The sequence below is a fragment of the Pandoraea sp. ISTKB genome, from assembly GCF_001721285.1.
Taxonomy (GTDB): Bacteria; Pseudomonadota; Gammaproteobacteria; order Burkholderiales; family Burkholderiaceae; genus Pandoraea; species Pandoraea capi.
Genome location: NZ_MAOS01000023.1, coordinates 15,121 through 29,313, shown reverse-complemented (window position 1 = coordinate 29,313; position 14,193 = coordinate 15,121). Strand labels below are relative to the sequence as shown.

Below are 14,193 nucleotides of genomic sequence, written 5' to 3'. Positions count from 1 at the left end.
ACTCCACGGAGTTACCTCATGTCGCAAAACCCGCAAACCCAAACGTCGCGCACCGCCCTGCTCGTCATCGACGCTCAGGAATCGTTCCGTCAACGCCCGTACTGGCGCGAAGACGATCTGGCGGTCTATTTCGACCGTCAGCAGGCGCTGATCGACGGCGCCGTCGCACGCGGCGTGCCCGTGGTGCAGGTGTTTCACATCGATGGCGGGGTGTTCTCGCGCGATTCCGGCTTCGTGCGTACGCTCGAAGAACTGCGCCTCGACCCGGTCTTCACGGTGGACAAGGTCAAGCACAGCGCGCTGGCGGGTTCGACCCTCGGCGCCTGGCTGGTGGAGCATGGGATTACGCGTCTGATCGTTTCCGGCATCCGCACGGAACAGTGCTGCGAGACGACGACGCGCGCCGCCTCGGACGCCGGCTACGACGTCGACTTCGTGACGGAAGCCACGCTCACGTTCCCGATGCAGCACCCGCGCACCGGCCGCGAGCTGTCCACCGCCGAACTCAAGGAGCGCACGGAAACCGTGCTGGTCGACCGCTTTGCGCGCATCGTGACGGTTGAGGAAGCGCTCGCGGCGGTGTAACGTCGCACTATTGCGATCCGTCCGAATCCGTCCTGACTGTTTGCCCGCGATGCCAAGACTTCAACCCGTCTATCTGCTGGTCATGCCGAACACGCTGCTACTCGACGTCGCAGCCCCGGCCGAAGCGTTGCGCATCGCGAATCATCAACAGGACGACGTGCGCTTCGTGCTGCATTACGTCGGCACGCAGCCCTCGGTCGCCACGTCGATCGGCTTGCGCCTGTCGCCGCTCGACGTGTTGCCCGACACCGTGCCCGACGACGCCTGGGTAGTCGTAACAGGCACCGTCGAGAAGCCACTGCCGCTGCCATCCTCTGACAGCGCCGTCCATCCGGCACCTTCTGACGAGCGTCATGACGCCGATGCCTGCGCCATCGCGTGGCTTCGGCGCATCGTGCGCCCGACACATCAACTCGCCTGTATCTGTACGGGTGCCCTGCTCGCGGCCCGAGCGGGGCTGCTCGACGCGCTGACCTGCACCACGCATCACGGCAGTTGCGACGAACTGCGCTCGCTCGCGCCCGGCGCTCGCGTGGCCGACAACCGGCTGTACGTGCGCGACGGCAACGTGTGGACCAGCGCCGGTGTGACGACCGGCCTCGATCTGATGCTTACGCTCATCGCCAACGCCACCAGCCCACTGTGCGCTGCGGCAGTGGCGCGCCAGATGGTCGTCTATGCACGACGCGCCGGGGCCGACCCGCAACTCTCGCCGTGGCTCGAAGGGCGCAATCACCTGCACCCCGCCCTGCACCGCGTGCAGGACGCCATCGCCGCCGACCCCGCGCAGGACTGGACACTCTCCGCCATGGCGGACATCGCCTGTACGAGCGAGCGGCACGTGACGCGCCTGTTCCGCGAACATGCCGGCGTCGCCCCCATCGACTACCTGCACCGGCTGCGCATCGCTCTCGCGCGCGAGATGCTGGGTAACAGCCATCTCGACCTGGAACACATCGCCCAGCGCGCAGGCTTCGGATCGAGCCGTCACCTGCGACGCGTCTGGCAAAAGTTCGACGCCTTGCCGCCGAGCCATGCCCGCCGAATTGCGGGTTGACTCGGGCCAATCGCGCGCGGCGACGAGCGACGCGTCCCGGCGATCCCCGGACGATCCCTTTACGCCGGAACCTGCCTGTCGACATGGTTCATTCGCTTGCTTTACGCCATTCAGGCATGCGGAGCATCACCCCGGCCGGCCTGAAATCCCCGGCCAATGCGCCGGGAAGCGCGGTGTACCCCCACGCCGTTTCGAGCGCGTCGTTCAGCGACGTGAAGTCGATGTACTTGATGCACAGGTTCGCTCCATGACGGGTGTGCTGGTCCTGCCAGTCGGCCTCGCTCATGACGCGACCGTCGCTGAACGCCAGCAACGCACCGCGAAGCGTCTGCCGCGTAAAGAAATCAGCGATCACACGGCCGACGCGACCCTGGGTAACCCATAACACCGGCGACTTCCCCGTCACGGCCAACGACAATTTCGGCCGATACTGATCGGGCGACGACCACGCCACCGTCACTCGGTACCGGAGATCGGTCACGCCATAGGTGTCGAACGTCGTCGCAACCGCCTCGATCATGAGTGCCAGCCGGTCGTCGATCTTCAGATCGCGCGCGCCCACCCGTTCGGGCTGCAACGCGGTCACCGCCGGGTGCGAATGCAACGCACTCTCGCATTGTGTGGCGCTGATCTGACCGGCCTTCAGTCGTGGTGCAGCGGGCTCGGCGTAGATCCCCGGGGTATCGCTCGGTATGCAGAGATCGACATCGACGCCGCGGTATCGCCATACCCCACGCGCCTCTGCCCAGCGCAATCGGGGGTCGCCGGAATCGGGATAGATGGAAGACAACCGAAAGCGTGCCGCCCCGAACGTCTCCAACGAGCGCGCTTCCACGATCTGCCCGCCGCCGAGGCTGAGCATGTCGTTGTAAGTCCGGTCGTCATACGTCGCGGAATTGTTGCGCCCGGTCGACGCAGGACGAATCAATATCCGGTAGCCGCGAGGCACGCTGGCAGGCGCCTCACGGCCACGTAACACGATCAGTTGCGGCGCCACCTGTTGTCGCAGGCAAAGTCCGGGACGGCCCGGCACCTGATCTCGCAGCGACGCTATCGCCGCACCGAACCGACCGTCTTCCAGTTCGACGCCTGCCGCGAGCATCGCCGTGGCAAAGTCCGAGCCGTTGATTCCCCACTCGATCAGGCTGGCCACGTCGCCGCTCACGCGCTGCTGGACGCGGCACTGCCGGATCCGTTCGACGAACGCTTGCGCAAACGTCGTGGCGGCGCTCAGCGACTCGCCCGTGGGTGATCGACGAAATATATCGCCGGAGAATTCGCGGATCGCCGTGCCGATGTCATAGGCCCAACCCAGACCGGGCGACGTTTGCGGTCCATCCACTACCTCGTTCAGATAGATCGCCTCCTGGCTCAGCCGCACGTCGTCGGTGTCCGCGTCTCCGATCGTTGCGCGCAAGGATTGCGCATCCTTGCTCGGCATCATCGCGGCCACACGCCGCACGAGGTCGACGACGCCCGCGCCGAGTGTCTGGTTACGCGCCGCTGCATCACGCACCCGGTCGCGAAGATCGTCGATGATCGGGGCAGCATTGCCCTCGTCCAGCGATTGCCCGAAAGTCACGCGTAGGGTGTCTCCAGTGACGTTCGTGTGGGGGGAAAGAAACGCGCTCAATGCCGTCGTCTCATCCTCTGCAGCGAGCGGCACCGCTTCACCCGAGGTCAGCGACAACAACATCCGGCATCGCACATCACCGAGACCGACCACGCACGGCAAACGCTCGTCGCCTACCGTCACCATCCGAAACTGCGTCGTGTTCTTGAGTGCGGCCAGCATCAGGGCGCCATGATCCGCGGACATTTGCGGCAGGTGCCACAGCACCAGCCCCTGCATGACACGCTCGACAAACTGCGTGAAGGCCGCCTTGACCGGTGGGGCATTCCAGCGCGCGACGATTTCCTGCGAGGACAATCGGGGGACATGAACGTTCCGACCGAGCAACGCGCCGACGCGAGGCGGAGGCACCGTCGTCGCACTCGACGACCGACTGTCGAAACCGGCACGCACCCCCAAGCGCCCCTTCTGCACATACCACCCGTCCACGAGCGCGTCCCAGTGGTCATGGGCACGCTTCGTCCGAGGGCGCGACGCCAGGTGCTCCGCATTCGGTTGCGGTTTGAACGATCCACTCACGGTCGCATTCGACGAAACGTGCGACACCGAAGGAGGCGCCGTGGAGGTAGACGTCGACGTCGTGCTTCCGCGCAATGATTGAAGCCGCTGGGCCGCCTTTTTCGCATTGTCCGACCAGACGGGCAGCCGGTCAGTGAGTGATTCGACGTACAGCGTGCCCTGTCGATCGTCGTAGCGGCACTGCCCGTTGGCCAGGAACGTGAATCGGGCGATGTCGATCCGATCGATGGTGTAGGCCGCGGACGGTGTCTCATGCGCATTGCCAAACGCCCCGAACACCGCCCGATCCCCATTCGTCACACCGGCGAAGCCTATCGTGTTGTCGGTCAGCGCCAGCGCAATGCAATAGCCACGCGGAATTCTCGACAACTGATCGAGGTAGAGCACCTGGGCAGCGGCACTTCCCAGAAAAACCTCGATGCGGTTGTCCTCGGCCGTCAGCCCCTGGGTCACCGCCCCGCCGGTGCGCAGATCGTGCCGTGACTTGATGGCACTCAATTCCACCCACACCGGTTGTGTGACAGGTGTCCCGGCGCCATTCGCATCGGTGCTGCGAGCGACCATGTCATCGGCAAATTTCCCGCGCCGTCGGCTGATCTCGGGCCATCCGGCCATGAAGGTATCGATCGAGCGCGAGATGTCGCGCATGTTGTCGAGATTTTCGAGCGTCCAGTCCGTGACGGCATCGATCGGTTGCAGATGCGGGTTGCGAAACAACGACGACATGGATGCCGACACCGACATCTCTCGCTGAATCCGCCTCAATTCGTCCACATCCGCTCGCTGGGCGCGCGCGGCGAGCGTTGCATAGTTCGCGCCATATGGGTCGAGTTCGCAGGCCAGTGTCACGAGGGTGCCGGCCCGGTCCGTATCGCCAAATGCCGTTGCGGTTGCCGGGCCGGTGAACTTCAGCGAGTCGAGGACTTTTTGCCGCAGGCTACTGACCTGAAACGTTGCGCGTCTGGCATTGTTGATGATCATCAGTTCGCGGTCGCTATCCGCCCGTGCGACCTTGGCAAACCAGAGCTCCCGCTCCGGCGATGGACACGACACGAAGGAAAACGACGGATCGAGCGAAACGTGACTGTATGAGGCGCGCGCCGCGTTTGACGGCGACTGACGGGGAGGCGACCCGCTGATGTCGGCACGCGACGCCTGACATGGCCGGTTGGTCAGCACGACCGGATCGATCCGAAACTTGAGCGGACTCCACCGCGCATAGCGCTCCAGATGCTGGCGCTGCGTTTTCGACAGATGACATTCGATGAATCGCTGGAAGGCATCGGTCGATTCGGCTTCCGGGCTCCAGTGAAAGGCCATTGCGTGCGCGATCGAGATCAGCAGCACCGCACTACCGGCGGGCTGCGTGACGCAAACCAGATCCGGTACGACGGCGCCCTCGTATGCCAACAGGCGAACGGCGCCGTAGCCCGCCCGGAACTTGCGCCGTTGGCCCTGCCCGGCGCGTGCCGGGTGCCATGGGTGATTGACGCTGCTCACGCGGCTGCCCGGCGGCGCCTGACGCTCCCAGGCATCGGTCGTCGCGTTGACGAGCACCCCCATGTACACGCGACGCACATACATCTCGTAATCATCGATCAACAGCGGATTGTTTCGCTGGCGCTCGAGTTCGTCCGCCAGATGTGTGTTCAAGGCATCGCGGAATACGTCGTCGTCGATTCGCGTCAGCATAGCCTCATGGCTGGGGTCGACGGCCTTCAACGACACGATCTCGCTGACCCCAGACGGGGTTTTGAACTCACGCAGGAAGTGATGCCCCAGCGCCACATCGAACAGGGTGAACGTCTGCGACACCGTCTTGCCCCACCCCATTGCAAAGCGGCTGGGTTCGGGCGAACGCCCCCAGAACCTGAACGTCACCTCGACTTCGCCTCCCCATGGCATCGTCGGCTTACCCGGGGAGGTCTCAGCGTCATGCGTGCCGCGTTGTCCCTGCGTGAACGCAGGCCCCGGCAGCCGGCCCAGCACGGCCTCCATCTGACGACACAGATGCGCTTGCGCTCGCCCCGCGTAACCGTCGATCGAGACGTTTCGCAACCGGCCGATCTCCGTCGCTTCGATGATTTGAAGCATCTGAGCGAGCGTCGGTGATTCGCCAGTCGGGGTCACGTTCGACGTCTTGTTTGGCGACGGTGCTTCGGTGACAGGCGCAGCCTTCGCATGATGCATCGGCCGGTTGATGAGCGGCAGGGCGCGCAGCTCATCCGCCTCGAGCGTCTCTGTTTCGGTCTCTGGCCAAAAAAAGCGTTGGAAACTCGAGAGACCTAACCCGATGATCACCCCGATAAACGTTCCACCCGCTACGTACTTGCCCTTGCCCGACGCTGCCACGGCAAGCGACGTCGACGCGGCTTGCGCTGTGACTGCGAGCAGCCCGGCCTGCTCGTTCGGGTCCGGGGCGGTAGATGTCGCAGCGACAGGCGCCATGAATTCCACCGGGTTCAAGGACATGGCTGACATGGCGGCCGAGCCGACGACCACACGTTGCTCGACAATGCCGCGGAGCATGTCGCGCCGCTCAGGGGTGAGCAAATCCGGCAGCGGCAGGTCGTCGGTGTTCATCATGAACGTTCGGTTGACGGGGGATGCCTGTCGCGGAGGCGGTGGCTCGAACGCCGTCGCGGCGAGACGACGCGGTGCGCTCGCCTGCGCCAGGGCATCCTGCGCTTCGCGCCATTGCGCCCATCGCTCGCTGCGACGAAGCGCTCGCGCTTCAAGAATCGAGTCCTCCCATGGCGTCAGAATTTTCGCGGCATAGGCGAGCTGAATAGCGACTTCCAGCGCTTCGGCAGCCCCTGAGCGCTTGAAGCGAAACCCGCGCTGCTCACGCTCGCGGGCTTCCCGGTAGAGGGCGTCGACGTCCAGGCCTGCAATGATTTTGCCGATGGGCTGATTTCGCACGTTGGCATCGAGACAACGCTGCACGGCCGACGCGACATCGCGCACATCGAGTTGCGCGAACTGCGGTCCGAGTCGCAGGACCAACGCCCGCAACTCGGACGCCGACAGCGACGGCAACAAGCGCGGAAACGCGCTCAGGTATTGCGCCCTTTGGAACGCGGTCGACCTTTCGGCGCCGGGTAGCGCCGCATACGTGCAAACCGTGGCGGCCAGTTCCAGCGCGCCTGCTGCGACGGCGGCGGCCAAGGGGGCGTACGCAGTGAATATCCCATAGAGGAAAGCAGACGAATCATCTGCCGTCGCGTGATCGGTATCGGCGCTCCCCGGCAATATGCCATCGTCAGGCTGAGTCGCCGGCCCAGAAAGCAACGCGCCGCTTCCGAAGCCGGCCGCCACACCCAGCGCCGTGCCGGCAACAAAAAGTTTCCCGCACCGCCTTGCAATATCCCGCAACGGACTGGGCGGCTGTCCACTGAACTCAGGGGCATCGCCAACGAGCTGCGCCTGCCACGCCGCAACGGCAAGCGCCGGATCAGACAGCACCAGTCGTGACATGAGCGAACGCCACATCGATGGGTCTCCAACATCGACATCCGACATGTCCCGGGCATCGACGCATGCCGTTAGCGCATGCCAAAGACCCTGGCGGGGCATCGACTTCTTCGCCCATGAGTGGCGGCCATGCCGGCTGATGCCGAAGCGTTGTCCGTCATAGATCAGTTCGATCGGTTCGGCTTGCGCACCTTGAAGCCGCGTGCCACGCGCTTCGGCGAGCCACTGCTTCAGCAGGTTCACGCCACACTGAACCGCCGGGTTCTGCGGCATGTCCCGGCGATCCAGCAAATGAAATAACAGCGACGACGACACGCGCCCCCATGTGGCCTCGGGTGCACAAGCCAACGCGTGCACGACCTTCGCACGCCAGTCGAGCGCAGCAAGGATTTGCGAGACATCCGCGTGCACGTCTGCGGTTTGTGATGCATCGTCGATCTGCGCGTCGCCGCCCGTCTCGCCCCTTTGCGGCGAGTCGACGAGGGCGGGCTCGAATTCACGTCTGCGACACTGCCCTTGGGATGATGCCGAGGTATGGCTCGATTGCCATGCAAGTGCCAATGGCCCTCGGTACGAAGCGATCTGCATGTGTCCTCCTGCTGAAAACGGTAGGTATCGGCTCCCTGCGGGCAGATACTCGCGCCGACGTCAACACCGTCGAGTTCACTTTTCGCTCAAACCAAGGGCAATGGGAAAGCGACTGCCCGGTTCGCAACCCTGTAAAATGCGGTTCCATTCGCACGCGGCCCCCGCTCATCGGGCGGTTGGCGCGTGGCATTTGCGCAGTCGCTTATTTACATTTCCAGATGGCTCACGACCTCGTCATATTGGGACCTCATGTCCCCACCGGTCCCGATTCGGGCACCGCAACGCCTTCGGCAGACATGTCTGTGCCGGTGCCGCAGGCGGCCATTCAGGCCCTGGCCCCGGACGCTACGATCGAAACCGCTCGCGGCGTTGCACGTGTGCGTGATGTCATCGACTCGCCCGCGTTGCGAAGCGCCATCGGCGCGCTTTCGCAGCAGTACGGCGTCGATGTCGCCATCGTCGACAGCGAGCGCCGTCTGTCCGATTTCAAGCTCGTCGCCATGGACATGGACTCGACGCTCATCACGATCGAGTGCATCGACGAAATCGCGGATTACTGCGGCCTGAAAGCGGAAGTCTCCGCCATCACCGAAGCCGCCATGCGTGGCGAAATCAAGGATTTCAACGAAAGCCTGACGCGCCGCGTCGCTCTGCTCAAGGGGCTCGATGCCGGTGCACTGGAGAAGGTCTTCGAGGAGCGTCTGCAACTCTCGCCGGGTGCCGAGACGATGCTGCGCGGCGTTCAGTCGCTGGGCATCCGCACGCTGCTGGTGTCAGGTGGATTCACGTTCTTCACGGATCGCCTCAAGGCGCGTCTGAACCTCGACGTCACGCGCGCGAATACGCTCGAAATCGTCGACGGCAAGCTGACCGGGCGTGTGCTCGGTGAGATCGTCAATGCAGAAGTGAAGGCGCGCACGGTGACCGAAGTCGCCGCGCAGTTCGGCGCGACGCCGGCGCAGGCGATCGTCATGGGTGACGGATCGAACGATCTTCAGATGATGGCCATCGCGGGCTTGTCGGTCGCGTTCCGGGCGAAGCCGGTGGTGCGGGAGAAGGCGTCCGTCGCCTTCAACTACGTCGGGCTGGACGGACTGCTGTCGCTGTTCCGGGCCTGAGCCGAGGGCATCAGACTCCCTCTCCATCCCTGCGCTGAGCGCGCAGAGCGGCCTCGGTGAACGAGGCCGCGACACCTTGCGGCCCCGGCGCCGCACAACGCGATCAGCCGCCGAGATGCGCCTTCAGGCTGGCTTCGATATCGGCTTGCAGATCGCGCACGTCTTCGAGTCCCACGTAGAAGCGCACGAGCACGCCCTTGTGCGGCCATGACGTCTCAGTGCGCATCGAAGGCACGCGATACGGCACCACGAGGCTCTGCGCCCCGCCCCAACTGAAACCGATCTTGAACAAGCGCAGCGCTTCGATGAAGGCGTCGATCTGTGCCTGCGAGTAGCGCTCGTCGAACACCACCGAGAACAGACCGCCAGCGCCCGTGAAGTCGCGCCGGAAATACTGATACCCGGGGCAATCTTCGAACGCCGGGTGCAGCACCGCCGCGATCTCATGGCGCGTGCCCAGCCAGGTCGCCAGCGTCATCGCCGCACGGTCATGGGCCTCGAAGCGCAACTGCATGTTCGGCAGGCTGCGCAGCACCAGACTGCAATCGTCGGCCGACACCCCGACCCCCATGCGCATGCGCGCCTGCTTGAGGCGATGGTGAATGTCGTCTTCGATGGTCACGACGCCGCCCATCAGAATGTCGCTACCGCCCGACTGGTACTTCGTCAGTGCCTGCACGGAGATGTCCACCCCGTGATCGAACGGACGGAACGCGAGCCCGGCAGAGTACGTATTGTCGATGGCTGTCAGCACCCCGCGCTCGCGCGCCACACGGGCAATCGCCGGAATGTCCGGCACTTCCATCGTCACCGAACCCGGCGCTTCGAGCCAGATCAACTTCGTATTCGGCTGGATCAGCGCACCGATTCCATCGCCGATCATAGGATCGTAGTAGCGCACCGTGATGCCCCACGACGCCGCGAGCCAGTCGCCATGTTCGCGATTCGGGCCGTAGGCGTTATCGGGAATCAGAACGTCGTCGCCTTGCTTGACGAGACCGAAGTAGACGTTGGAGATGGCCGCGAGACCCGACGGAAACAGCAGGCAATGCTTGCCGCCTTCGAGCGCGGCGAGACGTCGCATCAACTCCATCGAGGTGGGCGTCGCATGCAAGCCGTAGCGCCACTGGCTGTCGTTCTTCCAGTCGAGCGAGCGCATGGCGGCCAGATCGGGGAAAATCACCGTCGACGCACGTGCCACCGGCACCGGCATGGCGGAGAAACCCGCCGGCAATTGTGTGTCGGTGTGCAGAATATTGGTTTGCCAGTGCCAGCCGTTGGCTTCCGGCTTGTCGAGGGGCTTGCGGTTGTCTTGCGTCATCACGGCTCCGGAAAGACTTGGGCCGGCAACAACGCCGGCCCCCGGGAGTAACTTACACGCGCTCGAACACGGCTGCAATGCCCTGACCGCCGCCGATGCACATGGTGACCAGCGCATAGCGACCGCCGATACGCTGCAACTCATGCAGCGCCTTGACCGTGATCAGCGCGCCCGTCGCGCCGATCGGGTGCCCCAGCGAGATACCGGAGCCATTCGGGTTCACCTTGGCCGGATCGAAGCCGAGGTCGCGCGTGACAGCACACGCCTGCGCGGCGAACGCTTCGTTCGCTTCCACGATATCGATATCCTCGACCTTGAGGCCCGCGCGCTCCAGCGCCTTGCGCGATGCCGGCACCGGACCGATCCCCATGTAGTTCGGATCGACGCCCGCGTGCGCATAGCTCACCAGCCGAGCGAGCGGCTTCGCGCCACGACGCTCAGCCTCGGCGCGCTCCATCAGAATGAGCGCCGCCGCCGCATCGTTCAGACCGGACGCATTGCCTGCCGTCACGGTGCCGTCTTTCTCGAACACGGGCCGCAGCTTTGCCATGTCCTCCAGCGTGACGTCGGCACGTACGTGCTCGTCGGTCGTGAAGGCCACATCGCCCTTCTTCGACTTCAGCGTGATCGGCACGATCTGATCGTTGAAGTAGCCGGCGGCCATCGCCCGCGCCGCGCGCTGATGCGATTCCACCGCCAGCCGGTCCTGATCCTCACGCGTGATGCCCCACTTCTTCGCGATGTTCTCCGCCGTCACCCCCATGTGGATGTTGGCGAACGGATCGTGCAGCGCACCGAGCATCATGTCGACGAGACGCGACTCGCCCATGCGCGTGCCCCAGCGAGCGCCCGGCATCACGTACGGCGCACGGCTCATGCTTTCCGCACCGCCGGCCATCGCCACGTCGGTGTCGCCCAGCAGGATCGATTGCGCGGCGGACACCACGGCTTGCAGCCCCGAGCCGCACAGACGGTTGACCGTCATCGCCGGGGCATGCTGACTCACGCCCGCCTCGATGGAGGCCACGCGCGCCAGATACATGTCTTTGGGTTCGGAATGGATGACGTTGCCGAACACGACGTGTCCGACGTCTTCACCGCCGACCTTGGCACGGGCCATGGCCTCGCGGGCGACGATGGCGCCGAGCTGCGTCGGCGCGAAATCCTTCAGGCTGCCGCCAAAATCACCAATCGCGGTACGTACGCCGCTCACGATCACGACTTCTCGTTGCATGTCTCTCCTCCGGGTGGATATCGGTTTGCAACGAGTATAGCGCCGTAGGGGTTACCGCGATGGCAGGCTCATTGGAGGGAAACTTCGATGATGACGCTTGCGCGGACGGCGGTCGTTTCGATCGCCATCCGACAGGAAGACAGGAAGAGATGCGAGGAACACAGGAGGACGCGCGAGCGCGCGTCCCGAAACCTCAGGCTGCCAGTTGCTGGTGTACCTGTTCGGCGTACGGCACCGGGGCAACCGCACCGTAGCCGGTCGTCGACAGCGCCGCGCACACGTTGGCGTAACGCGCCGCCGTGAACGGATCGTCGCCGAGCGCCAGACGGGCAACGAACGCCCCGCCGAAGCAGTCGCCGGCACCGGTGGCGTCGACCGCCTGCACCGGGTACGGTGCGACGATACGACGCTCCTGCGGCGTGGCCACATAGCAGCCTTCACGCCCCAGCTTCAGCGCCACGACCTTCACACCGTGGGAGAGCAGCTCATCGAGAATGGCATCGCGATCTTCGAGACCTGTGACGGCCGTCACGTCGTCCCAGCTCGGCAGGCAGACGTCGGTCAGGCTGAATGCCTCGCGCATCGTGGCACGCGCACGCGCCAGCGGCCACAGCTTGAGACGCAGATTGGTATCGAAGGACACTTGTCCGCCGGCCGCGCGAATCTTCGACATCGCGTCGAACGCGGCGTCGCAAGCGTTCACGCTAATCGCCAGACTGATGCCGGACAGATGCAGGAATTTCGCACCACTCAGCGTTTCGCCCGGCACATCCTGCACACGGTAACGGCTTGCGGCCGAACCGGCGCGAAGATAGTCGAAGTGATGCCCGTTCTCGTCGTGCGACACGAAATAGACGCCGGTCGGCGCCTGCGCGTCGACACGCACGCATTGCGTATCCACGTTCTCGTCGCGCCACAGATCGAGCAGCATGCGACCGAACAGATCGTCACCCACGGCGCTCACGAACCCCGTGCTCACACCCTGACGACGCGCGGCAATCGCAAAGTTCGACGTATCGCCGCCAAACCCCTGAAGATACTGACGCGCATCCGAGGGTGACTGATTGAATTCGATCATCGCCTCGCCCATCGCGAGGACTTGCGGCGTTGACGTCACGTTCCGATCCACTTGCGTCATCAGACCACCTCGCCCCACAGATCGTGGCCGTCGGCGCCCGTCACTTCGACATTCACGAACTCACCGACCTTGAGGCGCTTGGCCGCCTTCGGCGTGGGTTCGATGTACACGAGACCGTCGATTTCCGGCGCATCGGCGGCCGAACGGGCGATGCCGCCGTCCTGATTGATTTCGTCGACGATGACCTGAATCGTCTTGCCGATCTTGCGCTGCTGGCGTTCGGCGGAAATGTCTTCGGCCACTTCCATGAAGCGGGCACGACGCTCTTCGCGCACTTCGTCCGGCAGTGCGCCGGGCAGTTCGTTGGCGCGAGCGCCTTCGACCGGCGAGTAGGCGAAGCAGCCCACGCGGTCCAGTTCCGCTTCACGCAGGAAGTCCAACAGGTATTCGAACTCGGCTTCCGTCTCGCCCGGGAACCCGGCGATGAAGGTGCTGCGGATCGTGAGATCCGGGCACATCTTGCGCCACGCCTGAATGCGTTCGAGGTTCTTCTCGCCCGACGCCGGGCGCTTCATGCGCTTGAGCACGTCCGGATGGGCGTGTTGCAGCGGCACGTCGAGATACGGGAGGATGTGCCCTTCGGCCATCAGCGGGATGATTTCGTCGACGTGCGGATACGGATAGACGTAATGCAGACGCACCCACGCGCCGTACTGCTTCGCCAGTTCGCCCAGCGCCGTGACCAGTTCGGTCATGCGGGTCTTGAGCGGACGTCCGGCCCAGAAGCCGGTGCGGTACTTCACATCCACCCCGTAGGCGCTGGTGTCCTGCGAGATCACGAGCAGCTCTTTGACGCCGGCCTTGAACAGGTTCTCGGCTTCGAGCATCACTTCCGCCACCGGACGCGAGTCGAGATCGCCCCGCATCGACGGGATGATGCAGAACGTGCAGCGATGGTTACAGCCTTCGGAAATCTTCAGGTAGGCGTAATGGCGCGGGGTGAGCTTGATCCCGGCCGGCGGCACGAGATCGGTGAACGGGTCGTGCGGCTTCGGCAGATGCGTGTGCACTGCGCTCATCACTTCGCCCACGGCGTGCGGGCCCGTCACGGCCAGCACCTTCGGGTGCACGGCGCTCACGATGTCCTGACCGGCGGCGTCTTTCTTTGCGCCGAGGCAACCGGTGACGATCACCTTGCCGTTCTCGGCAAGCGCTTCGCCAATGGCGTCGAGACTTTCCTGAACGGCGTCGTCGATGAAGCCGCAGGTATTGACCACAACAAGATCGGCACCGTCATAGGTACCGGCGATGTCGTAACCTTCGGCGCGCAATTGGGTCAGAATCTGCTCGGAGTCGACCAGGGCCTTGGGGCAGCCGAGCGAAACGAAGCCGACCTTGGGGGTGCCGGCGGGCGATGGGCGGGACATGGGGCGAATCCTGATCTAATGAATACGTGTAACGATTGAACGGCAATGCGCAGTGCGTCTGTCGGCATCGCGTCACATCGCGTCAATTAACCGCGCATTTTACCCTGATCGCCCCCGGTTCGTTCCAACTATCGCGCGAACGCGTCGAACGGCGGTGTC

The 14,193-nt window shown here is 64.3% G+C and carries 8 protein-coding genes; 3 read left to right on the top strand and 5 right to left on the bottom strand.

The features are described from left to right. The first annotated feature begins 18 nt into the window (after nt 1–18). Nucleotides 19–585: a cysteine hydrolase family protein gene (locus A9762_RS06155; RefSeq protein ID WP_069341154.1), complete on the top strand. Its 567-nt coding sequence runs from the start codon at nt 19–21 to the stop codon at nt 583–585. A 49-nt stretch (nt 586–634) separates the two neighbouring features. After that, on the top strand, nt 635–1,642 hold the full coding sequence (locus A9762_RS06150) for a GlxA family transcriptional regulator (protein WP_069341153.1): 1,008 nt from the start codon (nt 635–637) through the stop codon (nt 1,640–1,642). A gap of 88 nt (nt 1,643–1,730) precedes the next feature. On the opposite strand, the gene A9762_RS06145 is transcribed toward A9762_RS06150, so the two are convergent. Continuing rightward, nucleotides 1,731–7,856, bottom strand: a complete 6,126-nt coding sequence (locus A9762_RS06145; protein ID WP_069341152.1) for a hypothetical protein — start codon at nt 7,854–7,856, stop codon at nt 1,731–1,733. 296 nt (nt 7,857–8,152) lie between these two features. On the opposite strand from A9762_RS06145, the gene serB reads away from it, so the two are divergent. Then, complete coding sequence (gene serB / locus A9762_RS06140) at nt 8,153–8,974, top strand: phosphoserine phosphatase SerB (RefSeq protein WP_083253675.1); 822 nt, start codon at nt 8,153–8,155, stop codon at nt 8,972–8,974. Nucleotides 8,975–9,077: 103 nt separating this feature from the next. Here the strand turns inward: serB and A9762_RS06135 are convergent, their stop codons facing one another. The 4 genes from A9762_RS06135 to rimO all read right to left on the bottom strand — a co-directional run bounded on the left by A9762_RS06135 (nt 9,078) and on the right by rimO (nt 14,034). Continuing rightward, on the bottom strand, nt 9,078–10,295 hold the full coding sequence (locus tag A9762_RS06135) for a cystathionine beta-lyase (RefSeq protein ID WP_069341151.1): 1,218 nt from the start codon (nt 10,293–10,295) through the stop codon (nt 9,078–9,080). Nucleotides 10,296–10,347: 52 nt separating this feature from the next. Continuing rightward, nucleotides 10,348–11,529 carry a beta-ketothiolase BktB gene (gene bktB, locus A9762_RS06130; protein ID WP_069341150.1) on the bottom strand — a complete coding sequence of 394 codons (1,182 nt, stop codon included), beginning with the start codon at nt 11,527–11,529 and terminating at the stop codon, nt 10,348–10,350. 193 nt (nt 11,530–11,722) lie between these two features. Beyond that, entirely contained in the window at nt 11,723–12,667 is a 945-nt protein-coding gene (locus tag A9762_RS06125; protein ID WP_069341149.1) for a sugar kinase, read from the bottom strand. Continuing rightward, nucleotides 12,667–14,034, bottom strand: a complete 1,368-nt coding sequence (rimO, locus tag A9762_RS06120) for a 30S ribosomal protein S12 methylthiotransferase RimO (RefSeq protein WP_069341148.1) — start codon at nt 14,032–14,034, stop codon at nt 12,667–12,669. Before rimO ends, A9762_RS06125 begins: the two co-directional genes overlap by 1 nt. Nucleotides 14,035–14,193 lie beyond the last annotated feature (159 nt).

What these genes read in the sequence shown, in the direction of transcription:
- A9762_RS06155 (WP_069341154.1), top strand. Translation starts at nt 19, where the DNA reads ATGTCGCAAAACCCGCAAACCCAAACGTCGCGCACCGCCCTGCTCGTC.
- A9762_RS06150 (WP_069341153.1), top strand. Translation starts at nt 635, where the DNA reads ATGCCAAGACTTCAACCCGTCTATCTGCTGGTCATGCCGAACACGCTG.
- A9762_RS06145 (WP_069341152.1), bottom strand. Translation starts at nt 7,856, where the DNA reads ATGCAGATCGCTTCGTACCGAGGGCCATTGGCACTTGCATGGCAATCG.
- serB (WP_083253675.1), top strand. Translation starts at nt 8,153, where the DNA reads ATGTCTGTGCCGGTGCCGCAGGCGGCCATTCAGGCCCTGGCCCCGGAC.
- A9762_RS06135 (WP_069341151.1), bottom strand. Translation starts at nt 10,295, where the DNA reads ATGACGCAAGACAACCGCAAGCCCCTCGACAAGCCGGAAGCCAACGGC.
- bktB (WP_069341150.1), bottom strand. Translation starts at nt 11,529, where the DNA reads ATGCAACGAGAAGTCGTGATCGTGAGCGGCGTACGTACCGCGATTGGT.
- A9762_RS06125 (WP_069341149.1), bottom strand. Translation starts at nt 12,667, where the DNA reads ATGACGCAAGTGGATCGGAACGTGACGTCAACGCCGCAAGTCCTCGCG.
- rimO (WP_069341148.1), bottom strand. Translation starts at nt 14,034, where the DNA reads ATGTCCCGCCCATCGCCCGCCGGCACCCCCAAGGTCGGCTTCGTTTCG.